23 protein-coding genes are annotated in these 24,679 nt (G+C 46.5%); 8 read left to right on the top strand and 15 right to left on the bottom strand.

The annotated features are described in order from the left end of the window. Window positions 1-109 precede the first annotated feature (109 nt). Together L4D19_RS08155 and L4D19_RS08150 are read right to left on the bottom strand one after the other, a co-directional pair. Window positions 110-616 (bottom strand): glycine cleavage system transcriptional repressor, encoded by a 507-nt coding sequence (locus L4D19_RS08155; RefSeq protein WP_075768245.1) that lies wholly within the window; start codon window positions 614-616, stop codon window positions 110-112. Between the two features lie 273 nt (window positions 617-889). Continuing rightward, window positions 890-2,350, bottom strand: coding sequence for a methyl-accepting chemotaxis protein (locus L4D19_RS08150; protein ID WP_428452058.1), 1,461 nt, complete (start codon window positions 2,348-2,350; stop codon window positions 890-892). 375 nt (window positions 2,351-2,725) lie between these two features. On the opposite strand from L4D19_RS08150, the gene L4D19_RS08145 reads away from it, so the two are divergent. Beyond that, window positions 2,726-4,129 carry a methyl-accepting chemotaxis protein gene (locus tag L4D19_RS08145; RefSeq protein WP_428452057.1) on the top strand — a complete coding sequence of 468 codons (1,404 nt, stop codon included), beginning with the start codon at window positions 2,726-2,728 and terminating at the stop codon, window positions 4,127-4,129. A 28-nt stretch (window positions 4,130-4,157) separates the two neighbouring features. Here the strand turns inward: L4D19_RS08145 and L4D19_RS08140 are convergent, their stop codons facing one another. The 4 genes from L4D19_RS08140 to L4D19_RS08125 form a co-directional block, all read right to left on the bottom strand. Then, window positions 4,158-4,361 (bottom strand): hypothetical protein, encoded by a 204-nt coding sequence (locus L4D19_RS08140; protein WP_428452056.1) that lies wholly within the window; start codon window positions 4,359-4,361, stop codon window positions 4,158-4,160. Further along, a complete protein-coding gene (locus L4D19_RS08135) occupies window positions 4,358-4,687 on the bottom strand; it encodes a hypothetical protein (protein ID WP_428452055.1) in 330 nt (109 codons plus the stop codon). Before L4D19_RS08135 ends, L4D19_RS08140 begins: the two co-directional genes overlap by 4 nt. Window positions 4,688-4,850: 163 nt before the next feature. Further along, window positions 4,851-5,939, bottom strand: coding sequence for a hypothetical protein (locus L4D19_RS08130; RefSeq protein ID WP_428452054.1), 1,089 nt, complete (start codon window positions 5,937-5,939; stop codon window positions 4,851-4,853). A gap of 71 nt (window positions 5,940-6,010) precedes the next feature. Then, the gene (locus L4D19_RS08125; RefSeq protein ID WP_428452053.1) at window positions 6,011-8,215 is read right to left on the bottom strand and encodes a hypothetical protein; all 2,205 of its coding nucleotides are present in this window, start codon (window positions 8,213-8,215) and stop codon (window positions 6,011-6,013) included. 274 nt (window positions 8,216-8,489) lie between these two features. Here L4D19_RS08125 and L4D19_RS08120 point away from each other — a divergent pair, with 274 nt between their 5' ends. After that, window positions 8,490-9,836 (top strand): radical SAM protein, encoded by a 1,347-nt coding sequence (locus L4D19_RS08120; protein ID WP_428452052.1) that lies wholly within the window; start codon window positions 8,490-8,492, stop codon window positions 9,834-9,836. 84 nt (window positions 9,837-9,920) lie between these two features. On the opposite strand, the gene L4D19_RS08115 is transcribed toward L4D19_RS08120, so the two are convergent. From L4D19_RS08115 to dsdX, 3 genes are all read right to left on the bottom strand, one after another. After that, on the bottom strand, window positions 9,921-10,409 hold the full coding sequence (locus L4D19_RS08115) for a hypothetical protein (protein ID WP_428452051.1): 489 nt from the start codon (window positions 10,407-10,409) through the stop codon (window positions 9,921-9,923). Window positions 10,410-10,658: 249 nt separating this feature from the next. Then, entirely contained in the window at window positions 10,659-11,990 is a 1,332-nt protein-coding gene (gene dsdA / locus L4D19_RS08110; RefSeq protein WP_428452050.1) for a D-serine ammonia-lyase, read from the bottom strand. 14 nt (window positions 11,991-12,004) lie between these two features. Then, window positions 12,005-13,342, bottom strand: coding sequence for a D-serine transporter DsdX (gene dsdX / locus L4D19_RS08105; protein WP_428452049.1), 1,338 nt, complete (start codon window positions 13,340-13,342; stop codon window positions 12,005-12,007). A gap of 223 nt (window positions 13,343-13,565) precedes the next feature. Here dsdX and dsdC point away from each other — a divergent pair, with 223 nt between their 5' ends. Continuing rightward, window positions 13,566-14,504, top strand: coding sequence for a DNA-binding transcriptional regulator DsdC (gene dsdC / locus L4D19_RS08100; protein ID WP_428452048.1), 939 nt, complete (start codon window positions 13,566-13,568; stop codon window positions 14,502-14,504). 64 nt (window positions 14,505-14,568) lie between these two features. On the opposite strand, the gene ulaR (L4D19_RS08095) is transcribed toward dsdC, so the two are convergent. From ulaR (L4D19_RS08095) to ulaR (L4D19_RS08075), 5 genes are all read right to left on the bottom strand, one after another. Then, window positions 14,569-15,324, bottom strand: a complete 756-nt coding sequence (gene ulaR / locus L4D19_RS08095) for an HTH-type transcriptional regulator UlaR (protein ID WP_428452047.1) — start codon at window positions 15,322-15,324, stop codon at window positions 14,569-14,571. 200 nt (window positions 15,325-15,524) lie between these two features. Further along, a complete protein-coding gene (locus tag L4D19_RS08090) occupies window positions 15,525-16,397 on the bottom strand; it encodes an L-ribulose-5-phosphate 3-epimerase (protein WP_160650590.1) in 873 nt (290 codons plus the stop codon). Between the two features lie 25 nt (window positions 16,398-16,422). Next, window positions 16,423-17,247 carry a Cof-type HAD-IIB family hydrolase gene (locus L4D19_RS08085; RefSeq protein ID WP_428452046.1) on the bottom strand — a complete coding sequence of 275 codons (825 nt, stop codon included), beginning with the start codon at window positions 17,245-17,247 and terminating at the stop codon, window positions 16,423-16,425. A gap of 157 nt (window positions 17,248-17,404) precedes the next feature. Further along, complete coding sequence (ulaG, locus tag L4D19_RS08080; RefSeq protein ID WP_160650593.1) at window positions 17,405-18,472, bottom strand: L-ascorbate 6-phosphate lactonase; 1,068 nt, start codon at window positions 18,470-18,472, stop codon at window positions 17,405-17,407. A 75-nt stretch (window positions 18,473-18,547) separates the two neighbouring features. Beyond that, on the bottom strand, window positions 18,548-19,303 hold the full coding sequence (ulaR, locus tag L4D19_RS08075) for an HTH-type transcriptional regulator UlaR (protein ID WP_160650594.1): 756 nt from the start codon (window positions 19,301-19,303) through the stop codon (window positions 18,548-18,550). A gap of 434 nt (window positions 19,304-19,737) precedes the next feature. On the opposite strand from ulaR (L4D19_RS08075), the gene L4D19_RS08070 reads away from it, so the two are divergent. The 5 genes from L4D19_RS08070 to L4D19_RS08050 all read left to right on the top strand — a co-directional run bounded on the left by L4D19_RS08070 (window position 19,738) and on the right by L4D19_RS08050 (window position 23,967). Beyond that, window positions 19,738-21,504: a PTS ascorbate-specific subunit IIBC gene (locus L4D19_RS08070; protein ID WP_428452045.1), complete on the top strand. Its 1,767-nt coding sequence runs from the start codon at window positions 19,738-19,740 to the stop codon at window positions 21,502-21,504. Window positions 21,505-21,569: 65 nt separating this feature from the next. Then, a complete protein-coding gene (locus L4D19_RS08065) occupies window positions 21,570-22,043 on the top strand; it encodes a PTS sugar transporter subunit IIA (protein WP_428452044.1) in 474 nt (157 codons plus the stop codon). A gap of 30 nt (window positions 22,044-22,073) precedes the next feature. Then, window positions 22,074-22,766 carry an L-ribulose-5-phosphate 4-epimerase gene (locus L4D19_RS08060; protein ID WP_428452043.1) on the top strand — a complete coding sequence of 231 codons (693 nt, stop codon included), beginning with the start codon at window positions 22,074-22,076 and terminating at the stop codon, window positions 22,764-22,766. A gap of 33 nt (window positions 22,767-22,799) precedes the next feature. After that, window positions 22,800-23,444, top strand: a complete 645-nt coding sequence (locus L4D19_RS08055; protein WP_428452042.1) for a 3-keto-L-gulonate-6-phosphate decarboxylase UlaD — start codon at window positions 22,800-22,802, stop codon at window positions 23,442-23,444. A gap of 91 nt (window positions 23,445-23,535) precedes the next feature. Next, window positions 23,536-23,967: a phosphoenolpyruvate-utilizing N-terminal domain-containing protein gene (locus L4D19_RS08050; RefSeq protein WP_428452041.1), complete on the top strand. Its 432-nt coding sequence runs from the start codon at window positions 23,536-23,538 to the stop codon at window positions 23,965-23,967. Window positions 23,968-23,972: 5 nt separating this feature from the next. Here the strand turns inward: L4D19_RS08050 and L4D19_RS08045 are convergent, their stop codons facing one another. Next, the gene (locus L4D19_RS08045; RefSeq protein ID WP_428452040.1) at window positions 23,973-24,623 is read right to left on the bottom strand and encodes an HAD family hydrolase; all 651 of its coding nucleotides are present in this window, start codon (window positions 24,621-24,623) and stop codon (window positions 23,973-23,975) included. Window positions 24,624-24,679: the final 56 nt, after the last annotated feature.

Below are 24,679 nucleotides of genomic sequence, written 5' to 3'. Positions count from 1 at the left end.
TGACATCGCGCAAAGCAAAAGGCTCACCATAGGTGAGCCTTTCTTTATCAAGCTGTTATAGGGCTAAACATAATTAGGCTTGGATGTGAAACAGGCGCTATAGGGCTCCTCACTCAACCACACTGACCCGCATATCTTCTTCAACTTGCTGAACGGCCTCAAGCAACTGGTCGACATTAACCTCGCTTGGTACCTCTACCATCAACTCGGCAATAAACAGGGCCTGACCAAGATCCGCGACACCGATCCGGTAGTTTTCAATTTTGACGATCTCGATCCCTATATCATCCAGGATATTGGTAATGTCATTGACGATCCCTGGCCGATCACTGGACTCTACTTTTAGTTTCAACGACTCAACACTACCCTTTGGCGCAGCCTGAGGCGCTTCAATAATACGTACATTCAGATCAGTCAGGCGATTAAATGCCTCTTTGAGCATTGCTGCTGTTTCTGCAGGAATGTCGACCTTGATAAGACCAACTATCTGGTTATCCAAGCGGTTGATTTTACTCACCAACCACTTACCTCCCAGCTCATGGGTTTTAGCCGCAAGTTGATTAATTAATTGAGGGTGATCCTGACCCGCAATGGTTATTGTCAACTGAATATTCATTAGCCGTCCCCTCTGTAAATACATCATGTATTAACGCGTTGTAACCAGATGAAAAATTGCAGGTCACCTATTCAGACTAGCAAGCAACCCGCACTCCTGCAGTGACTCAGTTCATACTAACCATGCATATTCACCTACAATTTATGTGACAATTTGGTATATCTCTGATTTGAAAAAGCTATTCATCCTAGGGGTATTTATCAACACAAACAAAAATGCCAGCCGATTTGAATCGACTGGCATTTTTATTATGCAATTACTAAAAGAGTAGGCTTAATTGGCTGTGCGGTATTTTTCCAGAATTCGGCCCAACGACTGAGACGCATCAGACAGCTCCTGTACACTGGCAACAGACTGTTCAGTCGCCGAGCGGATCACGCTCGATTGATTGCGAATGTCATGCAGCTCAGAGGCGATATCATTGGCCACTGCCGTCTGCTGCTCAGCAGCCGTTGCAATCTGGGCGCTCATGTCCATGACCGTCTTGGATGACTCGGCAATGTAATTCACATCCGCACCAATTTCAGTGATCATCTCGCGGCTCTGGTAGGCTTGCTCCAGAGTCTCTGAGGTAATTTGCGAAATACCGTTGGTTTCAGCCTGAAGCTTGTCGATCATCGACTGGATCTCGACCGTTGCCTGCTGAGTACGCCCAGCCAGAGTACGAACTTCGTCTGCAACCACGGCAAATCCACGACCTTGCTCACCGGCCCTTGCCGCTTCAATCGCCGCATTCAGTGCCAGCAAGTTTGTCTGCTCTGAAATAGCATTGATCGTCGTGATCACCTCGTTGATCTCCGTCGCTTTCTCATTCAAGCTACTAACAGTCGCCGATGCTGCATCGGTCTGCTCAGAGAGCTTGGTCACAACCACAATAGCATTCTGCACTTTTTCATTGCTCTGCTGCAGCTTCGCGGTATCGGCATCAAATTGATCCGTTGTTTGCACGGCGATGTTAGCGATATCTTTGGCGGATGCTGTCATCTCTTCCATCGCGGTTGCGACTGAATCGACAGATGCATACTGCTGGTTGATCTGTTGCTCAGAGTTCTGCGCTTCCTGACCAAATGTCGCGGCCGTATTGTGCAAAGTGGCCGAACTGCCCTTAACGGTTTCAACCAGTTCACTCAGAGTATCCATCGTACGGTCCAGCTCAAAACCAATGATGCCGAATTCATCACGACCTACATGGAATCCCAGGCGAGAAGTGAGATCACCTTCCGCAATTCGGCGTGTTGCCTGATGCATAACCCATAAAGCACCACCGAGGAAAGTAGCAAGCCAGTAACAAATCAATGCAATTGGTGCCAAGGTCAAGAGGGAATAGATAAAGTGGGACAATGCCTGGCCTTTGGCCTCGCTCTCAGACTCTCCGACGGACTGGGTCAGCACGGCATAACCGCCACCCGCAACAGATGCCGACGCAGTGATCACATCGTTATCACGCTTAGATTCAGCGGCAGAAGAAACTAGCTTGATATTTTGCTTCGCCAGCACCTGCTCTTGCTCAGAAGTAGTCAGCCCGGCGACCTGCAACGTCTTGACCGTCGCTTCGACCTGCGCCTCAACGCGCTGAACAGAGGCCGCTTCGATACGAGATAATGCAGAATAATACTGACTGCCTGATACACCAACAACAACTGCGGCTATTGCCAAAAACAATACCCAAAATTTGTCATTGATAGACATTTTGATAAACAGACGATCAACGGTCCTGAATTCAACTTCTCTCATCGTGATACCATGTAATAAGCCTAAAACGTTATGGTAACAGTTGAAGAAATTTGTTGTGATATACAACAGGTAATTTATTGACGAGCCTAACAATATTTTCAAGGAATATAGACCGCGATCACAATATTGCCATTGAGCATGCTTCGTCAGCATATCTAGTGAATTGCCTATCTGCACTTTAGGCCTTCTGAATGGAGTCCCTACCCTAACCACCACTTACAGCAAAAGAACAATCTTCTGCAACTAAGGTTCCAGTCATTCATTCTCCCCCAATGTGACCCAGATCACCTCCTTCAACATTATTGGAATTCTGTTTCACTCATAATAACAACCAGTTTTACAAGCTGCGTTCCTCGCTGCCACCAGGACATAATGATGAAAGAAATTGCATTCCGCTGGATAGACAAACACCTAATCAATGTGACAATTAGAGAGAATTTTTTAATCCTCTTTTTTGCCCCGCTCCTTGCTATTATTATTGTCAGCATAACTCTGATTGATGCGGCAGAAAAGCAACAAAACCAGATATTACGACAAGAAATGAAAACCGTCGCAACCCTTATCTCTCAGACCAATTTAGAGCAAAGTGACGTAATTCGTGTCCTGGCAGGCAGCAACATTCAGGTTGGCTCTAGCGGCCAGCATACCGCTCAAGTGGCCAATTCTGGCTATCAGCTAACGATCACCGAACAACCCAATCTACTTTCAGCCCTCACAATTGGCCACTCAGCAATTATTGTTGCTGCATGCCTTTTTATTGTTATGTGCCTCTACTACATCATGACCTTTATGGGCGGCGCCCTTTACAATATCTATGATGCGGTGACACGCCTGGCCGACGGTGATCTTTCTTACCGAATCAACCATGCTCCGGCACGAAATGACTTTAACCTTATTGCCAGAACAGTCGACCGCGTGTCTGAGCGAGAACACAAACTGGTTATTGCGACTCAGGAAGCCATTGCGTTGATCCAACAAATCAGCTCAGAGCTTCGCCAGCGCAGTAATGACAACGAGGCCTTAACCTTACAGCAGCAAGAGCGTATCGATTCTCTGGCCAGCGCCACAGAACAAATGGCTAGCTCAGTTCGTGAAGTAGCCAGCCATGCCCATGACACATCCAGTCAAACTAGCGAGGCGGCACAGCTAACGACCCAAGGCCAAACACAAGTCATAACCACTCTCTCAGCCATTAATCAGCTCGGCACCGAGATCAATTCAGCTTCAAAAGCCGTTCAGGAGTTAGACAGTAACGCAGCCCAGATCGATGACGTAGTGACCACCATTAGTGCTATCTCAGAACAAACTAACTTACTGGCTCTTAACGCCGCCATTGAAGCAGCCCGAGCCGGTGAACAAGGCCGAGGGTTTGCCGTGGTTGCAGATGAAGTTCGCACTCTGGCCAGCCGTACCCAGAATGCTACGGTAGAAATTCAGCAAATGATTGAAGCACTGCAAAGCAACAGTCAACGTTTGATGAAGGTAATGCAGCATACGGTAAGCAATGCTGAATCCAGTGAAAAAATGATGAGCTCGGTTAATCAGGATATTGACCAGATCTCAGCCAAAAATCAGTCTATTTCTGGTCGAAGTATAGAAATCGCTGCAGCCGCTGAAGAACAAGGGGCTGTTGCTGACAACATTGCCTCGGATGTAGAGCAAGTTAGGGAGCAATCTCGACAGGTTGCTGACATGGTGACTCAGTCTACCGAAGAGATACACCGCCTCTACCAACAGGCCGATGTACTGGAAAGCTTAATGAAAGATTTGAAGGTGTAGCTTCTGCATCAGAACAATGAACACACCTTCACCAGCTCAGTGGAAAATCAATGTACACACGGACAAAGGTATCGTTATTCCAGGGTAAAATAGGCAAATAGTCAGGGTCATCTGTCAGCCTGTTATCATAGGGGGCCAGGTTGTATTCAGTATGCTCAATATCAAGCACCAGCTGACCACCTTCAAACCAGCCCCCTTTCTGCCAATGATTAGCATCATAGGCAAAGGTCACGACAAATTTATTTTCCAGCCAGTCATACCCGGCATGAAATTCTGCTGCTTCTCGACTGAGCTGACTGTATTTCGCCTGTCATCAAGCCCGACAAACCAATCGATAGCAACCTGTTCAGTTAAGTCCGCAAGCACTTCTCTGGCAACAAAATCAGACTGAAACCAAATAGGAATATGATCAGGATCCAGCTCGTCATTATCGATATCAAAGTAGGTATTAATACGCCCACCTAGCGTCATGCGCCAGTTCACGGCATAAGCAGAGGTCGAATAACCAAGGAGAAAAGCAAAAACAAGCAGCAACCATCTGATTTTATTGACATACATGATACAACTTACATTATCGTATTATGCAACCAAAACTAGGCCACCCCAGATAATTACGCAAATCTACGCCAAGTCGAAAATGAGAACACTACTCCTGTTATTTCAAAGACTGAGTTTCTAAGAGCGTGTCCTCATTGATGTTCCGAATCAGATTACCAAACCATTATCGATACAAGGGAATAGAGAAACCCAACCTGATTTCAAGAATTGATGTCTTTTGATAATCGAACGAATCACTCGTCAGGGCAAGATCAAAAATAGAACTCTTATATGCAATCCCAAATGCCTGCTCTAAGGGGTAGTATTTGAATAGATACTGAGACTGCCCTGCCCTGTACTGGTACCCCAAGTTGACTAACAAGGTATCGTACGACTGGAAGCCCTGAATATAGCCGGTATGCGCTTGGCGACTATAGCCCAACAAGGCATTGTATTTCACAGGTAACCTTTGCTTAAAATCCCTATTACCCTCATAACCTGTGATCACAGGTTCAATTTTTATCTTCCCATCTTCTATGACACTCGTTGCCGTCGTCGCTTGGGCATCAGTAAATGGCGATTGATCCCACAGTACTTCACTATAAACATCCTGCACATAAAGCGAAGTAAACACACTGTCAGTGAGTTGCCAATCTACTCCTAAATCAAAACTATAACCATAGAGACTTTCAGGCGCATTGGTTTGCCGATCAAACAATTTATCTTCTGTATACGTGTATGAGAGATCTAAATTGCCAGAATAACACTCAAATCCATCACCACAATCTCCGGTCAATGAAGCCCAGCCACTTGTCTCCCCGACCATTAACTCCCTGGCTTTTAGATATGATGCAGCGCCATAAAGATTGATACCTTCAAAGCCATCATAGTGATAAGCAACCCTAAAGCCATCGGTTTTGATGTGATTGGTTTTCAGATCCAAGTCGTATCTCTTATCGGGCTCGATCAGTGTGCCATTTACTGTTGTGCCATAGAGTTCCATCGTGTCTTTGGTGAATCCCAAAAACCACTCATAACGGGAAATCAGCGAGAAAGAGATACTCTTATATCTTGTGCCTATCGCGAACTCATTAAAGGTAAAGGCACTCTCACTCCGGTTGTAGGTCGTTTCTGTTCCTTTAATCAGGTGATAAGCAGAGTTATTTTCAGCATAGGCTATCGCGTTAATCGATGTATAGACATCTAGCCCTTGAGAACTTGCAGAATAGAATGGTATTAGGCTTAGTGACGCAGCCGCCGCAGACATTAACATGATATGTACAAATCAAACTTTAAAAATAAGAAAGGGAGGCTAGATGCCTCCCTAGAATTAGAGCAACTGTATTAAAACAGCGATTCAAAGGAGCCATCGAGATAACGAACCAGCACTAGGCCATTTTTTATCTCTTCAATTGACGCAACCTTCTCACCATTGATACTTATTTCACCGGCAACGTTTTCTTCATACTCACTCACCGTTGCTACCGCACCTGTTGTATTACGTACAATAATTGTGGGGTTAACGAAATTATCATACAAACCTACAGGCGCTTCAATGATAGTATCAACACTATTATATTCAACGGTCGCTTTTGCCTGTGCAACATTATACTGCGAGCGATTAACTTCTAACTTAACAGAAGCTGCGATGGCATTATTTAGTGCATTTTGTACATTAGTACTAACCTGAGCTGTCAAATAAGTCTTAACAAATTTATCTTGAGTTTCAGGGATACTCGTTGTATCAACATTATTGTTGCAGTTCCAGCCTAAAACTGAACCTGAAGAACAAACATTGAAAATTTTAGACTCTTCCGCATAGATATATCCTAGGCTGTTATCAGCGACTAGATTTAGATAAACTCCAACAGAATCGCCGCCAGTCGCCAAATCGCCACCAAACCGAATGTTTGCCAGCATAAACGTACCAGATTTACTTTCGGATACTTGGTTACTAACTGAATTGTCTTGGAAATCTACCGCCGCAAGGCCTGTTAAACCAAAGTGGATATTACCGGTAAAGTTTGCCGATTTCCCTGCTTTAGCATCAACAAAAGTCATCTTCGTATTTTGTAAGTCAAGCGCCACTGAATCTACCTTCAAGACGCTCACTTCAACCTTAGGGAACTTAGTATCATCTACAGAAAAACCAACAACTGTTGCTGTGCTATCAGCCGCTGTAAGCAGAACATTATCGACTGAAGAATTGATCGATGTAATACCTAGGTCAATTTCAGCTGTGGTAGAATCTCCCTTCACAATTGAAACCTTGCTGATAACGGCAACTACTTTGGTTGACTCGACATTTGCACCTGTATTATCGCGCTGCGCCGAATAGGTCGTACCATCAACGGTAACTGTGAAGCCGCGGTAACTATAAGTTGTATTTCCAGGTGCAGATTTTTGTGCTTCATAAGCATCAGTAATAGCTTCTACAGCCGTTTGGACATTTGTTAGCGCCAACTCAACATCTTTTTCTTCAATCAATGGCGCAATAACATCCAGCTCGTTGCCAAAATCTGTCAATCCTTTCTTCAGATCGCCATTATCCTGAACAGATAAATACGTTGTGCGAACATCATTGATAAATGACTTGGCTGCCTGTACCACACCCTGCGCAGGCGGCTGAGGAGTCACTTCAATAGGATCCAGCTTGCCATCACCATCAATATCCTTAAACCCACTATCGCCTGTTGTCTGCTCTGCTTTATGATCTGCTAACTCTTTCTTGCTTACTTCAGACACTTTTATTAATGGCTCACCACTACCACTGTCAACTAACTTTTCTGCATCGGCAATTACATCTAGCAAGGTAGTAGAAACTTCATATACATCCCCTTTACTGACAAGCAATGCATCGGTATCAATAGCACTACTCATTACTGCAGCAGAATACAACGCAGCATTAATATCTTCCGGGGCTGCACCTTGAGTTTGAGCAGGGTCTGTCAGATCTACCGAGCCAAGCTCAGTAATTGAACCTTCCAAGCCAAAAATATCTTCAACAGTGTCTTTAGCACGATTTGCAATTTGTGTCGTAACAGGTGAAGAACCTGCATCTTCGAGTGCCTGCTTGGCCGCAATATCCGTTAAAGAAGTAACATTAACAACAGAAGTCGTCGAGTTTGCCGCAGGAAGAATAGTTTTCAGCTGCCATCCATCCTTAACAACAAAAGTTTGCCCAAAGTTGACTTGAGCACCTGATGCATCTGTACAAGTTGCTACGTCGCATTTCATTGTTGTTGATGTATCTTTTTTCGATACCGCAACAAGTAACGGTTTGTCTAGCGGAGCGCCTGAGATACTGTATTTACCGCTCGAGTTGGTGGTTGTTTCAGAGTAATAGTTACCCTTCGCATTACAGCCTTGGGCATCAAAGGTATCGCAGACTTCAACCTTGCCGTTGCTAATAATACCTTTGTTCACGGTTCCTGAAAAATCGGTACCCGTTGGTTGCGGGATTACTTTCTTGTCACCACCACTTCCACCACCACAGCCAACAAGACCCAGTACAGAAGCAATTGTTATAGCTAATATTTTTCTTTTCATAATCACACCTAGCATCACCAAAACAAATGCGCCAACACTATTCCATTAAAAAATAACATGCAATGAAATCGTTTTAATATGATAACCAGATCAAGTAAATTAGTGCTTTTGCTCAATATTACAGCATTCAACGTATACCAATGAATACTCAAAGTGGTGAGAAATAATACTCACATGGAAAGGTCCTTATTACAGATTGATCTCTATCCCACTTTATCAGTGAGCGCAGAGAACAAAACAACCAAGTTACTATTGTTAGGTTTAGGATGTCCAAATGCCCTTATTTAGCAAAGATCAGATTAAGCAGCAGGAGCCAGTTGACTGGGTGACTGATCCATTGAAAGCCGCCCGGGAAACAATGAAAAGATACGGCCTGTGGAATATCAATCAGCAAATGGGAAGCCGCTGGCCGATAGCCTGTGTGGCAGTGGAAATCACCCAGCGGTGTAATCTGGATTGCACCCTCTGTTATCTGTCGGAGCACTCAGAATCGATTCATGATCTGCCACTCGATGAAGTCCTGCGGCGAATTGAGCAAGTGTATCGCTACTACGGGAAGAATACCGATATACAGGTAACCGGAGGCGAACCGACACTAAGAAAGCCAGACGAGTTATGCGCCATCATTGCCAGAATCCGCAAGCTGGGCATGCGTGCGACCTTGATGACCAACGGCATTCGGGCAAGCAGGTCGCTGCTTGAAAAGCTATGCCAAGCCGGTTTGACCGATGTCGCCTTCCATGTCGATACCACCCAGCAACGCCAGGGATACAGCACCGAGCTGGAACTCAATGTTATTCGCCGGGCCTATCTGGAAAAAGTAAAGGGACTGCCTCTCAGTGTGATGTTCAATACCACGCTGCACGAAGGCAATTATCACGAGCTCCCTGAGCTTGTTCGCTTCTTCTGTGATCATGCCACACAGCTGCGTACCGCCTCTTTTCAACTTCAGGCTGATACCGGCAGAGGGACACTAACAACGCGCGCTGTTGATATCACCCTAAAAAACACTGTAGAGCGCATCAACCAAGGAAGTGGCACTGTTCTTAACTTTGATGCTGTACAGGCAGGTCACCCCAACTGCAATCGCTATGCCCTGGCTTTAGTCATTAATAATCAAGCCCATAACTTTTACGATGACAACCGGCTTTTTGGCCAAGTGCTTCGGGCCAGCAAAACGGTCAACTGGCAACGCAACCAACCAGTACAGTCAGTCTATCGCTTCGGGCTTTGGTTGCTAAAACACCCATCGATCGCCTTGAGGCTCGCAGTGTGGGGGTCAAGAAGGTTATGGCAACTCAAAAGGGCCTTAATTGCCAGCAGAGGAAAAGCCACCACTCTTTCATTTATCGTCCATAACTTTATGGATGCCAGCCAGCTTGATCAGGAAAGAGTAGCCTGTTGCGTATTCAATACCATGACACGAGACGGGCCAATTTCGATGTGCCTGCATAATGCCAAGCGGGATGGGTTCATCCACCAGGCGATACAAACTAGCGAGGGAAAATATTGGTCACCGGTAACAGGAAGCCTGTCTGGCACGGAACAAATTCTCGAGGTGATCCCCGTGGATCAGCTACCGTCACGATTTCTCAAGGGAAGAAGCAGGAACATTAACTGATGCAGCCAATATGTTTAGGATTTATAGGCATAAAAAAAGCTGCGTTATCATATAACGCAGCCTTCTTTGAAACGAATGGGAGTATTAGATTCCCGCGCGCTTCAACAAGCCGGTCATCAGAGCTGAGCTTCCCTTAACCTGCTTGGACTTATTCTTCAATTCACGAGCCAGAGATGAGTCATTGATTGAATTACAGATATAAATCATTGCCTGATACATGTCGCGAGGCGTCTTAATACGATCAGCATCATTAAGCGGGCTAATGATCTTCACAACATCGCTGCCTTTCTTGTTATTTTCGTTAGCGTACTCAAGTACTGAATCAAGTAGCTTGTCCAAATCAACAATAAACTCTGAGCTCTCGATACCCTGCTTCTGGATCTCTTTCAGGTTTCTCTTTCTTACCTGCTTAATGATGAATGCAGGCGTATTTAGCTTTCTGTAACCAAAGAAGCCCGCCAGAACTAGTAAGACAGCACCACCTGCTACATACCCCCAAATTGAACCTGAAGACTCGGCAACCGGCTGAACGACTTCGGCAACCTTTGTAACAGACGTTGGTACATCAGACATATTTGTAACCTTTTACTTAAACGAATACGGGACACCCGAGACATTATGCACGTTGGCAGCTAAGGGCTATGCGTTTTATCAAGATTTAGATCAAATAGAGTGACAGAGGTCAAAATTTTGACAATTAAGTGCGGTAATAAAGCACCGGTTCGAGAAAGCCAACCAGGCTACACACTCCATTTTTACTGGCTGCGCGGCAGATCAGACAAGAAAAAGGCATAGCCGAAACTATGCCTTAGCAAAAAAGAATTAACTCCCTGATTTGGCAATATATGATGCCATCTCTTCTTCCGGCACCATACCACCTCCCGTCGCCCAGACCAGATGCGTTGCATTTTTCATCTTGTGATCATCAAGCTGAACACGTTCGCGGTATTCCTCATTGCCTGAGACCCAGACAGGACCGAGCAACCCAGCCAATGCTGAAGGCTCAAGCTGAATGTCTTCATGCTTGCTTAGCTCTCCCAAGTGGTGATACATCCTTTCGTCGGTAACGGTGTAGTAGCCATCAAGTAGCCTTTCCATCGCCCGTCCCACAAAGCCGGAAGCACGGCCAACGGCTAGGCCATCAGCAGCCGTAATGTTGTCGATACCAATATCCTGCACCGCGATTTGATCATGAAGGCCAGTATGAACCCCCAGCAACATGCAAGGGGAATGGGTTGGCTCGGCAAAGATACAGTGGACATTATCACCAAAGGCCATTTTCAAACCAAACGCCACACCGCCAGGGCCGCCACCCACACCACATGGCAGGTAGACAAACAGCGGGTGCTGCTCATCAACGGTGATACCCATATCATCAAACTGTTTCTTTACCCGCTCGCCGGCAACAGAGTAACCCAGGAACAGGGTTTGTGAGTTTTCATCATCAATAAAGAAGCAAGACGGGTCATTTTCCGCCTCTTTTCGCCCCTGCTCAACCGCAACCCCATAATCTTCCTCGTACTCAACCACCGTCACGCCATGAGCGCGCAGCTTGTTCTTTTTCCACTCGCGCGCATCTGCTGACATATGGACAGACACCGAAAAACCCAATTTTGCACTCATAATGCCGATAGACATACCCAGATTACCGGTAGAGCCGACGGCAATACTGTACTGCTTGAAAAAGTCTCTGAATTCATCGGTGAACAACTTGCTGTAATCATCCGACTCAGACAGCATGCCGGCCGCAAGCGCCAACTTTTCAGCGTGAGTTAGTACTTCATAAATCCCGCCACGCGCTTTAATCGAACCTGAAATAGGCAGATGGCTATCTTTTTTCAGCAAGAGCTGTCCGGCGACCTCGGTGTGGTACTGCTGCTCGAGGACTTTTTTCATCGCCGGGATCGCGACTACTTCTGATTCGATAATGCCCTTCGATGGTGCCGTTTCCGGGAAGGCTTTCATCAGGTACGGGGCAAACCTTGCCAGACGCTCACTGGCATCTTTGATATTGGCTTGATCAAGACCGACATGCGGTAGCCCTTCTGCCAAGGTAGTAATATTCGGGTTGAACCAGCAGACTTCTTCCAGGGCAATCAGCTGTTTCACCAAAGGGAACTCACCAACCAGTTTTTCAATATTCAATGCGTTCATTTTTCTACCTTAAATTAAATGATGTATGACAGTAGGAAAGTGCCACCCAGCGCGACAAAAGAAGCTATGAATGTCGCCGTCGTATAGTATTTGAAGATTTCTGTTATCGATGCCCCGCAGTACTGCTTAACCAACCAGAATAATGAATCTGTAACGATAGTACAGCCAATCGCACCAGAGCCGATGGCCAGGGTAATGATCTCTGGGCTAATATCCGGATACATCGAAAGCATAGGCGCAACAATGGCTGTCGCCCCCATCATTGCAACCGTCGCTGAGCCTACAGCGGCGTGAAGAATGATCGCCACCAGCCAGGCGAGAAGAATTGGGTGCATGTCGAGGTTTGATAAAATTTGCGCCAGCACATCCGCCAACCCGCTCCCTTTCAGTACACCGTTAAATGCACCACCAGCACCAATGATCAACAAGATATTGGCGATAGAGGAAAAGGCACCTTCTGTTTTTTCCAGCAGTACTGACATGCCCATGTTTTGCCTAATACCCAGCATGTAGTAGGCAACAAAAGCCGCAATAAACATGGCGGTTATCGGGTTCCCCAGGAACTCAAGCGTAGTGTAAAGGGTGGTGCCGTGCTCCATGTTCAGTTCCGCAGCTGTCTTCATCAGCATAAGGAAAATAGGGAGCATCACGGTAAATAAGGTAGCGCCGAGTGATGGGAGCTCGTTTTCATTTCTGACTTCCAGCGAGGTAAATTCTTCTGGTACATTTTTAAAAGGTAAGTTGGAACCCATAAGCTTTAAAAACAAAGGGCCACCAACAAGCGATGCCGTCAAACCAATTAATAGACCATAAAAGATAACCGAACCGATATCCGCTCCCAGCTCATTGGTGACATAAAGGGCAGCAGGATGAGGAGGAACAATACAATGCACCGCCATTAATGCCGTACACAGTGGTATGGCAAGGTTAAGCAAAGAGGTATTGGTTTTCTTGGCAATAGAAAAAGCCAGAGGAATGAGAAGTACGACACCCACTTCGACGAAAAGAGTAATACCGCACACCAGGCCAATGAGCACCATAATAACTTCAGGTGATAACCAGCGGCATTTTTGAAGCGTTAAGCCTATTCGCTCAGCCGCTCCCGATACCTCCATCATTTTTCCCAGTATGGTACCAAGACCAATAACAGTGGCCAGAAAACCAAGCGTTCCGCCAATACCATTTTCAATGGCGGTAACCATTTCAATCGGCCCCATTCCCATAGACGTACCAACATAAAAGCTGGCAAAAAGCAGTGCTAAAAACGGGTGGAGTTTAAATTTAACAATCGAAAAAACGATCATTACAATACTGGTTATAAGCGTCGCTATAACCCAAAGTTGCGATTCCATAATTTGACCTTGTGTCTGCTGTTTAATCTCGTTTTATTAAACAAAACGGGAAAATTGCTGACAAACGATCAAACCTCATCCCCTTGTGAGCCAGATTGAAACAAACCAGTGATCAAATTCAATATTCAGATATTTACCCTAACTGACATCACACTGATTAAAATAGCGAGGGTATAATTGAGAGAAATATTAGCAGGTATATTTTCTTGCTTGAGGATCCGGCATGTACACCAAAGAGCATATTCACTCACGCAACCAACGACTCAATAGTTTTCAGCTTTCAAAGCTTCACACTTTTGAGGTCGCAGCCAGGCACTGCTCCTTTTCCATGGCGGCTCAAGAGCTTTCGATGACCCCAAGCGCAATATCACACCGTATTAACGGACTCGAAGAAGAGCTTGGTATCCAGCTGTTTAAGCGATCCCATCGAAAAATCAGCTTAACCACCGAAGGAGAGCGGATCTACCTCACCCTGAAGCAATCACTAAACGCCCTGAACCAGGAAATACTTGAAGTACAAAGTGGCGAGGTGTCAGGCACGCTGACCATCTATTCCCGCCCCTCTTTTGCCCAGTGCTGGCTGGTTCCTCGGATCTATAAATTTAAACAGCTGTATCCTGCGATTGAATTAAAAATCTTATCCGGCAATGAAAATATCAACTTTTATGGTTACGGCATTGATATTGCCATTTATTATGACGATAAAACACCAAAGAAACTTTGGCATCAGGAAATAATGTCAGAAACCATAGTTCCGGTCTGTACACCGTATTATGCAACACAACACGATTTAATTGGAAAAGAACATAACCTGCGACAGTGTACTTTATTGCATGACAATCAAGCCTGGGACTATGATTCAAATGTTGACGAGTGGGAGTCTTGGGCAAGGAAGTATAATATTGAATCCATAGATCAAATCCCGAGTATCGGTTTTGACCGCTCCGATCTTGCTGTGGTTGCGGCGATTAATAATGCCGGCGTTGCCATGGGCAGGCATAGTTTGGTAAAAAAAAGAATTGAATCCGGAGAATTAATTACGCCATTCCCCAATAAAGAAATCCCCTGTGCCCAGCGATATTACATCGCCACGCTTCCAAATAATCACACGCAAAAGATTGAGCTTTTTATCGACTGGATATCACACGAGGCAAGACTTTAAGACAATAAGCAAGAGATCTAACCGACACTGAATAATATCGATTAAGATCTCCATGCATTAATGGCTATACGAGGATCACCTCAATGCCTTTCTCTCTTAACTTGGCCACAACCTCAGGATTGGCATCCTGGCCTGTTACCAACACATCAATGCGATCGGCATTACAGAACAACATACCTGCTCGCTGACCAACTTTGCTGCTGTCGGCAAGGACCGCCAGTTTACCGACATGATCTAGCATTTTCTGCTCTGCCATCGCTGTCAGCATATCCATTTTATACAAGCCGTCTGCCGTGATCCCCTTGCCGCTGGTAAACATCCAGTGACCGGCATACAGCGACGATATTTCATCTTGCGGCGCTAAGGTAATTGACTGGGTTTTGTTGTACTGACCACCAATGATCACCACCCCGTCGTGCTCTTCCTCAATCAGGTAATTGGCAAGCGGAAAGTAGTTGGTGATCACCTGGATATCCTGGCCACATATCTCCTGCCCCAACAGAAAAGCCGTAGAACCACAGTTGATGACCACACTTTCACCGGGTTGGCACAAAGCGGCCGCAGCCTGGGCAATTCTCACCTTCTCATCAAGGTTTGACGCATGATGAATATTAAACGGAGACCAATAGGTTCTCTCCTGCGCGACAGCTTCTGCACCGTTACGCACTTTTCGCAATTTCCCAGAATCGTTCAGCTTGTTGATATCACGACGTGCAGTTGCCGGCGAAATATCAAACTCTTCAATAAGGTTGGCAACCGTCACATGCCGCTTATGGTGCAACAATTCGAGGATGGCGTTATGTCTTTGGGCTTCAGTCATACCACACCTCAATTTCTTCTAATGATTAAAAATGATTATTCCCTGATTTTATAATCGTAAAATTGAGATGAAAAGAGATAAGAAGAATTATTAGATGATTTTAAGACTCACAAGGCAGACAAACTCCCTCAATCAGGGATTTGTCTGCTGTGACTGGCCACTTAGGCATTTATTGATGAGAGCGATGGTTGGACTGGTAATTAAACAAGATTAAAACCAGCCTGGTTGGCCAGGCCGACCAAACGTGTCTTGGCAAGCTTGATATTCTCCATCCAGTTTTCATCCTGCGCCCACATCTCAATCACCAAAGGGGCGGTATAGTCAATTTGTGCCAGGGTTTTGAATATAGCACTAAAATCCACTTCCCCTTCACCAATCACCAAATCCCTGAACTGCCCCTTGCTGGTTTCCGACACCTTGAGGGTATCTTTGAGGTGGATCTGAACAATGTGATCACGACTAAGCTTTAGCTCCGTACAGGTATCATAATTCCAGCCGGTAATATTGCCGACATCGGGATAAGCCATAAAATAGGTCGACGGGATCTCTCGTTTCAGTACCTCGAATTTACTGAGGGCATTGAGGTATGGCGTATCCATGATTTCGACCCCAAGCATCACCCCGGCTCGCTCTGCCATCTTGGCCGACGCCTTCATTCCCTCGACAAAACGCTGATGGGTAATATCGTTTTGCGGCTCATAGTAGACATCGTAACCCGCCAACTGGATACACCTCACCCCTAGCTTATAGGCAAGGTTAATTGCCTTTTCCATAATCACATAAGCTTCTTTGCGCGTGGTTTCGTCTTCAGAACCAAACGGGAATTTACGGTGGGCACTTAAGCACATAGAATGCAATGGCATTCCGTACTTTTCGCATAAGTGACGCAAGGCATAGATCTCATCATCACTCCAATCAAGACGAGCACGGCGCTCCTCTGATTCATCAACCGAAATCTCAACGAAGTCAAAGCCCAGCTCTTTGGCACTGACTAGCTTCTCTTCCCATGACAAGTCATTGGGCATGGCCTTTTCATATAACCCGAGACGGAGCTCTTTATCAAAGTTATGCATGTTTCCCCCTATCTATTTATATTGCTCACGCGCGAAAGTACGTTGAGATAATGTCGGCAATACCTTTCCCGTCGTTTCCCTCCGGGGTAGATATATCAGCAGCACGTTTAACGGCGTCGTCGGCATTGGCCATCGCCACTCCAAGGCCTGCCAGTTCAATCATGGATATATCGTTGTGATTGTCACCGATGGCAATCACCTCAGACGGCGTTATGCCCAAGGTTCGAATATATTCAGCCAGCCGGGCCCCTTTGGTATTGCCTTTATTGGCAAAGTCGATACGGTTAGACCACGACTTCTCTCCGGAAAATTCATCCTGTATAAATGGCAGCCGGGTAAATGACTCGATCTGCTCGATATCCCCTTCTACAACAAACTTCCAAATGTAGTCATTCAGCGCCAGTTCCTGCTCAAAAGACGCGATACGGCGGATCTCCGGCTTGATGGCAGCAGGAAAATCCTCGGCCCATGCCTCCAGCGCCTTCATATATTCAATCGGCTTTTGAGAGGAAAAGGTCATGGCATCTGTCACATACATCACCATGTTTAGCTGGTACTGGTGGGCCAGCTGAAGAAACTGCTTGGCTTTCTCTTTTGGCAAAGCATTTTCTTTAACGACCGTGTCACTGCTGAAGTCGTAAATATAGGTACCGTTACAGCTGATAATCGGCGTATCGAGGTCTAGCTCATGATGGTATGGCCTGGCGGCTGTATGGTGTCTGCCTGTCACCAGCAAAACGACAACGTCATCTTTTACTCGCTGAATTTCCTGCTTCACCTGCGGTAAGATTTCATGATTTGACGTAAGCGTCGTACCATCCAGATCAAGCGCCAACAATTTATATTTCACAGCGTTCACCTTGTTTAAATGCTTAAAATTCCACACTTGTCATTGAAGACAGGTTCAAACCCAAGGTTAAAAGAAGGGCTACCTTCCAACATACGACGCGAACCGAAAACAGGAAGATAGCCCAGTACTTTTACCTGAGAGCTTTACCTAAGCGCTTTTATAGGAATGCTTTATACGGCAGCTCCGGCTCGTCAGTGTAGATATCGCGGAAACCACGGAAGTGCTGGTAGTGCATACGGCCCTTGTCTGTTGGGTAAGTGTATTTACCGCCGACCTGCCAGAAGAAAGGAGCAAAACCGTATTGCAGGCGCTCTTTCTTCATATTCCACAGCACTTCAATTTCGCGCGGATCGTTTTGGAAGTTAGCCCAGATATCATGGTGGAAAGGAACAACCACTTCACAGTTAAGTGATTCACCGGCACGAAGGATGTCGGAAGCTGTCATCTTGTCCGTGACACCGCGTGGGTTCTCACCGTAGGAAAGCAGCGCAACATCAATCTTGTGATCGTTACCGTGCTTGGCATAGTAGTTGGAATAGTGAGAGTCACCAGAGTGATAGAGTGAGCCGCCCGTTGTTTCGATAAGGTAGTTGACGGCGCGATCATCCATACCATCCAGGATGCCCTTGTCATAAGACGACGTTCCTTCAGGCAGTGTAACCAGCGCTGTCCGGTCGAATGAGTCAAGCACCTTGATCAGTGCATCACCCACCTGGATTTCATCACCAACTTTCGCAACGATACAGCGCTCTTCAGGAACGCCCCAGCCAGTCCATAGATCAACACACGCCTGCGGGCCGATAAATTTAACGTGGTCACCGCAGTTTTGCAGTACCGCCGCTGCAACATTAACGTCAATATGATCGGCATGGTCATGAGATGCCAACACCGCATCGATTTCTTTAATCGCAAACGGGTCCATCGGGAAAATGGCCGTACGCAGGTTTGGCTGCAGCTCGCGAACACCCCCCATACGCATCATCTGGTGCTGGTTTTTCATCAATGCATTCTGCTGCGTTTTTTTGCCGGTACCACACCAGAAATCCATTGAGATATTGGTGTTGCCTTCTGTTTTCAGCCAGACACCGGTACACCCCAGCCACCACATAGAAAACGTACCAGGCTGAACTTCGGTTTTTTCAATTTCTTCGTTTAACCAAGTTCCCCACTCAGGGAATGTATTTAAAATCCACGATTCACGGGTAATTTCATTTACTTTGCTCATTACAGTAACCTTTCGTTGGGGGATGTTATCAACCAAAAAGTGTTGTCGTCAGAAGTCACCTTTCGACTGGAATTGTTACACCAAGACAACGTCGATGCCTTGCTGTTGAAGTTGTTTCACCACATCGGGATCTGCCGCTTTACCTGTTATCACTACATCTAACTGCTCGGAAGACGCAAACAGCAATCCCGCTCTCTGGCCCACTTTCGAGCTATCGACCAAGGCAACCAGCCTGCTGACCTGGTTAAGCATTTTGTGCTCGGCCATCGCCGAGAGCATATCCATCTTATAAAGTCCTTCCGCCGTCAGGCCCTTGCCGCTAGTGAACATATAGTGCCCGGCGTAAAACGATGTCATCTCCTGATGGGGTGCGAGAATTAAACTGCGTGTTTTGTGGTACTGCCCGCCGACAATCACCACGCCGTCATGGTCCTGCCCGATGAGGTATCGCATCAGCGGGAAGTAATTAGTGATCACCTGAATATCGCGACCGCAAATTTCTTTGCCCAGCAAGAAGGCTGTAGAACCACAATTAATCACGATACTGTCACCAGGTGAGCACATGTTTGCCGCATATTGTGATATACGGACTTTCTCATCATGATTGAGTGTTTGGTGAATATTCATTGGCGACCAATAGGTACGCTGATGATCCACCACCTGAGCACCATTACGTACTTTTTTTAGCTTTCCCTTCTCATCTAACTTATTGATATCTCTTCTAGCTGTCGCAGGAGAAACACCGAACTTTGTAATCAGGCTCGAAACAGTGATCGAACCTTTCTGATTAAGAAGATCCAGTAACGCATTGTGGCGCTGTGACTCAGTCATATATTTAACTCACTCTGTGACAACTCATGACACACCCTGACTATAACAATCACAAAAATGATTATCAATGATTAAAATGAGCGTTTTGTGATTAGGCTCTGATTTCAAATTGAGTCATGAACAGACGATAGAATCCCCCCAACTCATCTCTATACATAACAGTTACTTAGCCTCAAAGCCCGATTTTAAAGGGCTTAGAGGGGTTTAAGTCACCATGTGGCGTAGGGAAACAGGCAGATTGGCCAAAATTGATTTCGATCAAAAACGAAGCAACAGGCACGAGATCACTCTCACATAAAGTCACAAATGGTCTTTTTGTGATTATTTATGATTGCTATGGTGATTGCGCGAACAGAGAACAGGTAGATAGATCAGAGAATAAGAAACGGCATTAAGCCAATCACCCCATTTACATGAAGCGATGGAGCATCATAATGGAAACCCTATACGACATTTTCTATATCTTTTACAGCCAGGTCATGACCAAAGCGCCGCTACTCCTGGGGCTAGTAACATGCATCGGCTACTTCCTTTTAAAACGTGACAACACCACCATTATTAAAGGCACAATCAAAACGATTGTCGGCTTTATGCTGGTACAGGTCGGTGCCGGTACCCTGGTAAAAGGCTTTAAACCGGTTATCGAAAAACTTTCCGAATACCACAATCTCACCGGCTCGGTCATTGACCCCTACACCACCATGATGGCGACCATGGAAACCATGGGAGAGAATTACTCCTGGGTCGGTTACGCCGTACTCATGGCGTTGGGCATCAATATCCTGCTCGTGGTATTCCGTCGCTTTACCGGTATTCGTACCATCATGCTGACCGGCCATATCATGTTCCAGCAGGCTGGTCTGGTTGCGGTGTTCTACTTTGTACTTGGTGCATCCATGTGGGAAACCATCATCTACTCGGCAATACTGATGGCACTCTACTGGGGCATCTCGTCCAACATCATGTTCAAGCCAACAGAGGAAGTCACCGGTGGTGCCGGCTTCTCTATCGGCCACCAGCAGCAGATCGCATCCTGGATAGCCACCAAAGTTGCGCCCAAGCTTGGCGATAAAGAAGACAGTGTTGACCATATCGAGCTACCAAAATGGCTTCATATCTTCCATGACAGCATTGCCGCTACCGCGATCGTAATGACGCTATTCTTCGGCATCATCCTGCTGTCGTTTGGCCTGGATAATCTCCAAGCCATGGCGGGCAAGACTCACTGGAGCATCTACATTCTTGAAACCGGTCTTAAATTCGCCGTAGCCATTCAGGTCATTGTTGCCGGTGTACGCATGTTTGTTGCCGAGCTGTCTGAAGCATTCAAGGGGATCTCCGAACGTGTTATTCCTAATGCGGTGTTAGCCATTGACTGTGCTGCCATCTACGCCTTCTCTCCGAACGCGATGGTATTTGGTTTCATGTGGGGTGCCATCGGCCAATTTGCAGCCGTGCTTGCCATGCTGGCCTTCGACGCGCCAATCATGATCATCCCGGGCTTTATCCCAATGTTCTTCTCGAACGCCACTATCGGTGTATTTGCCAACCACTTCGGCGGCTGGAAAGCGGTCATGAAGATCTGTTTCGTGATGGGGATTATCGAGGTTGTCGGCTCTGCCTGGGCAATTCACCTCTTTAGCCAGTACGGCACTGAATTCAACGGCTGGATGGGTATGGCTGACTGGGCTCTGGTATTCCCACCAATCATGCAAGGTCTGTCTTCATCTTCCATGTTCTTCTTTGTCCTACTCGCATTAGCTGGCGTCTACATGTTCTTCGCCTCTAAAGCCCTACGTGCAGAAGAAGATGCCGAAGCTGCAGAAGCAACAACCGTGGCAACAGACTCAAGCAACGAACAGGTAGCAGAAATTGCCGACCAGGCTATCGCAAGTTCTGAAGGCCGTGCCATCCGTATTCTTGCTGTGTGCGGTAATGGCCAGGGCTCATCCATGATGATGAAAATGAAAATTGGTAAGTACCTGGAGAAGAAAGGGATCCCGCATGTAATGGATTCATGTGCAGTCTCGGACTACAAGTCGAAACTGGCCAATACCGACATTATCGTGTCGTCGAAACACCTGGCAGGCGAGATGGATGCAGGAGAAGGCAAGTTCGTACTCGGGGTGCAGAACATGCTGAACCCGAACTCCTTCGGCGACGAGCTACTGGGCCTTATCAACAAAAACTTCGCTAGCTAACAACAACTGATCACTAGAAAGATAATCCTGCCAGCCGACAGGCTGGCAGGAACGGGAGTCGAGCAATGAACTTTAAACAATCACTTATCGAAAACAACTCTATCAACCTGCAGGCAGATGCCGCTAACTGGCGTGAGGCCATCAAGCTGGGCACCGATATGCTGATAGCATCCGGCGCAGTAGAGCAAAGCTATCACGATGCGATTATCCGCAGCGTAGAAAAACTCGGTGCCTACATTGTTATTGCCCCTAACTTTGCCATGCCGCACGCCCGCCCTGAAGACGGTGTTAACCGCACAGCCTTTGCACTGGTAACCCTGAAAGAGCCTGTATTTTTTGACGGCGAAGATGAGCCGGTGGATGTCATGGTCACTCTGGCGGGCAGCTCCTCGGACCAACATATGGAAGGCCTGATGGAAGTAACCCAGGTGCTGGAAGATGACGACAGTGAAACCGGTGTCGATCTTGATAAACTCCGCGCCTGCCGCAGCCAGGAAGATGTCTACGCGGTCATTGATGCAGCACTTGTTGAGGCCTGATTGGGACCCCCTCCCAATAAGAGAGTTACTATGTACCAAGCACTGAAAGAAAAAGTACTGGAAGCAAATTTATTGCTGCCGAAATATGATTTAGTCACCTTCACCTGGGGAAACGTATCTGAAATAGATCGCGATAAGGGCATCATTGCCATTAAACCTTCAGGGGTAGAATACGATGTCATGAAAGCGGATGATATTGTCATTGTCGATTTAGACGGCAATGTTATCGAAGGGACATTAAATCCATCCAGTGATACCGCGACCCATATTGAGCTTTACAAAGCATTCGGCTCTATCGGCGGCATTGTTCATACTCACTCAAGAAATGCGACAGTATGGGCACAGGCCGGACTGGACATTCCAGCGCTGGGTACCACGCATGCTGATTATTTCTATGGCGATATTCCCTGTACCCGTCAGCTCACCCCGACCGAAATAGACACAGAATACGAAAAGAATACCGGACTGGTGATTATTGAAGAGTTTGGTCGCCGGGATATTGATCCGAAGGCCGTTCCCAGCGCCATTATTTCAGGCCACGCGCCTTTCTCCTGGGGCAACGATGCCTATGACGCGGTCCATAATGCCGTCGTACTGGAAGAAGTGGCGGCGATGGCCCTTGCAACACGTTCTTTAAATAGCGGCATAAAAGTACAGCAAGAGCTTTCGGATAAGCATTACAACCGTAAGCACGGCAAGAATGCATATTATGGCCAGAAGTAACATTAATTTTTAAAACGTTTGAGAGAAATAATCATGACTAAACCATTAATCCAGATTGCACTTGATTCTACCGATCTTGATACAGCTGTTTCGGTTGCTAATAACGTAGAAAGTTTCGTTGATGTTATTGAGGTCGGTACTATTCTTGCCTTTGCCGAAGGCATGAATGCTGTTCGCACCCTTCGCGCCAACCACCCCGAGCATATTATTGTCTGTGATATGAAGACCACCGATGGCGGCGCTATTCTGGCACGCATGGCATTTGAAGCCGGAGCAGACTGGCTTACCGTCTCTGCCGCTGCGCATATTGCCACCATCGAAGCATGTAAAAAGATTGCCGATGAACTAGGCGGTGAAATCCAAATCGAGCTATACGGCAACTGGACCCTGGATGATGCCCAGGCGTGGGTTGATCTTGGCATCAAGCAGGCCATTTACCACCGTTCACGCGATGCCGAACTTGCCGGGGTAAGCTGGACGGACGAGGATATTAACCGCATGCGCGTTCTTTCGGAACTGGGTCTGGAAGTCTCCATCACTGGCGGCATCGTACCGCAAGATATTCACCTGTTCGAAGGGATCAAAGCCAAGACCTTTATCGCCGGCCGGGCATTGGCCAATAATACCGGCAAACAAACCGCAGAAGCACTGCGCGCCGAAATAAACAAATACTGGTAATACAAAAGAGCCCCCGAGAAACACTGAGTAAAACACACTCCTATCTCTTGGCCTGTTTCGACAGGCCTTTTTTAGTAAGCAAGAGGTTGTCATGCTAGCTGGGATCACGACGTTAAACGAGAATACCTATAACCAAACGAGGGCATACCACGAGCAACACCTGCTGATACCGCGTTATCGTATTGAACGAGAGAAATTCGAAACAGAAATGATCCGGTTTTACCGAGCCCGCGATTCCGTTCAGTACCAGCTGGAACAGCTCAGGGATCAAACAGCGGTAAATAATGGACTCAGGCAAGCCCAGCGATTTGATCTCAGCATTCAGCTATTAACCAGCCATGAGATCGAGTTAGCCATCAATGATGCGGTGGCTAACGGCCAGAATATCGAGGCAGCGGCACTTGATGCACTCAGTACTTATTCCGAGCTGACAATAACATTGGGTGATAACAAGTGGTCTCTTCAACAAAAGCACATCAAAGAGCTGTGCCATACATTGCTTTGGCACCTGATGTCTATATAGGCAGGTTAAGTGGCATTATCCCGATTATTAGCAGCATGGTTATTAACGACATAGCTATCAACAACATGGTTATCAACAACATAAAGTTGACTATCTTTGACCAGTATACAATCCATGCCAGCGTTACACGCAGCTTCTATTCCCAGCAAAGTATCTTCAAATACGACGCACTGCTTCGGAGCCAGCCCCAGCTTTTCAGCTGCCAATAAGAACGTATCCGGTGCTGGCTTATAGTTTGTTACGTCACTGGATGTAACAACCACATCAATCAACGGCAACAGGCCTTTGCTCTCAAGGATATTAAGTGCATTGAGGCGCTGGCAGCCGGTACCAATGGCCGTCTTCTTGGTATCTCGATATTTAACTAACAGCTCGTAAGTACACGGTATAACCTCACCATGATCATCAAGAGCCAAATAGGTTTCCAACTTGGTACTGGCAATATCTTCAGGGCGATGAGTTAGCCCGTAGCGCTCAATCATGGCGCTGGCCATTTTGACACTTGGCTGGCCACTCAACTGGTACAGCCAATCCGCATCAAACGGAAAGCAATAATGCTCGCTGGTTCGCCGCCAGGCCTCCAGGTTGGCCGGCATCGTATCCACCAGCGTGCCATCGAGATCAAAAATAAGCCCCTGATATTTTGCCAAGTCCATCGCCGTGAATACCTCTTCATTTTCTGCTTATCAAATGACCACTAATTACAGAACAA

Source organism: Photobacterium kasasachensis (assembly GCF_050336885.1).
In the GTDB taxonomy this organism is placed as follows: Bacteria; Pseudomonadota; Gammaproteobacteria; order Enterobacterales; family Vibrionaceae; genus Photobacterium; species Photobacterium kasasachensis.
The sequence above is the reverse complement of the archived record's forward strand: the minus strand, read 5'-3'. Positions and strand labels throughout refer to the sequence as shown.

Coding starts and splice junctions, on each gene's coding strand:
- L4D19_RS08155 (WP_075768245.1), bottom strand. CDS start 616: ATGAATATTCAGTTGACAATAACCATTGCGGGTCAGGATCACCCTCAA.
- L4D19_RS08150 (WP_428452058.1), bottom strand. CDS start 2,350: ATGAGAGAAGTTGAATTCAGGACCGTTGATCGTCTGTTTATCAAAATG.
- L4D19_RS08145 (WP_428452057.1), top strand. CDS start 2,726: ATGAAAGAAATTGCATTCCGCTGGATAGACAAACACCTAATCAATGTG.
- L4D19_RS08135 (WP_428452055.1), bottom strand. CDS start 4,687: ATGTATGTCAATAAAATCAGATGGTTGCTGCTTGTTTTTGCTTTTCTC.
- L4D19_RS08130 (WP_428452054.1), bottom strand. CDS start 5,939: ATGTTAATGTCTGCGGCGGCTGCGTCACTAAGCCTAATACCATTCTAT.
- L4D19_RS08125 (WP_428452053.1), bottom strand. CDS start 8,215: ATGAAAAGAAAAATATTAGCTATAACAATTGCTTCTGTACTGGGTCTT.
- L4D19_RS08120 (WP_428452052.1), top strand. CDS start 8,490: ATGCCCTTATTTAGCAAAGATCAGATTAAGCAGCAGGAGCCAGTTGAC.
- L4D19_RS08115 (WP_428452051.1), bottom strand. CDS start 10,409: ATGTCTGATGTACCAACGTCTGTTACAAAGGTTGCCGAAGTCGTTCAG.
- dsdA (WP_428452050.1), bottom strand. CDS start 11,990: ATGAACGCATTGAATATTGAAAAACTGGTTGGTGAGTTCCCTTTGGTG.
- dsdX (WP_428452049.1), bottom strand. CDS start 13,342: ATGGAATCGCAACTTTGGGTTATAGCGACGCTTATAACCAGTATTGTA.
- dsdC (WP_428452048.1), top strand. CDS start 13,566: ATGTACACCAAAGAGCATATTCACTCACGCAACCAACGACTCAATAGT.
- ulaR (WP_428452047.1), bottom strand. CDS start 15,324: ATGACTGAAGCCCAAAGACATAACGCCATCCTCGAATTGTTGCACCAT.
- L4D19_RS08090 (WP_160650590.1), bottom strand. CDS start 16,397: ATGCATAACTTTGATAAAGAGCTCCGTCTCGGGTTATATGAAAAGGCC.
- ulaG (WP_160650593.1), bottom strand. CDS start 18,472: ATGAGCAAAGTAAATGAAATTACCCGTGAATCGTGGATTTTAAATACA.
- ulaR (WP_160650594.1), bottom strand. CDS start 19,303: ATGACTGAGTCACAGCGCCACAATGCGTTACTGGATCTTCTTAATCAG.
- L4D19_RS08070 (WP_428452045.1), top strand. CDS start 19,738: ATGGAAACCCTATACGACATTTTCTATATCTTTTACAGCCAGGTCATG.
- L4D19_RS08065 (WP_428452044.1), top strand. CDS start 21,570: ATGAACTTTAAACAATCACTTATCGAAAACAACTCTATCAACCTGCAG.
- L4D19_RS08060 (WP_428452043.1), top strand. CDS start 22,074: ATGTACCAAGCACTGAAAGAAAAAGTACTGGAAGCAAATTTATTGCTG.
- L4D19_RS08055 (WP_428452042.1), top strand. CDS start 22,800: ATGACTAAACCATTAATCCAGATTGCACTTGATTCTACCGATCTTGAT.
- L4D19_RS08050 (WP_428452041.1), top strand. CDS start 23,536: ATGCTAGCTGGGATCACGACGTTAAACGAGAATACCTATAACCAAACG.
- L4D19_RS08045 (WP_428452040.1), bottom strand. CDS start 24,623: ATGGACTTGGCAAAATATCAGGGGCTTATTTTTGATCTCGATGGCACG.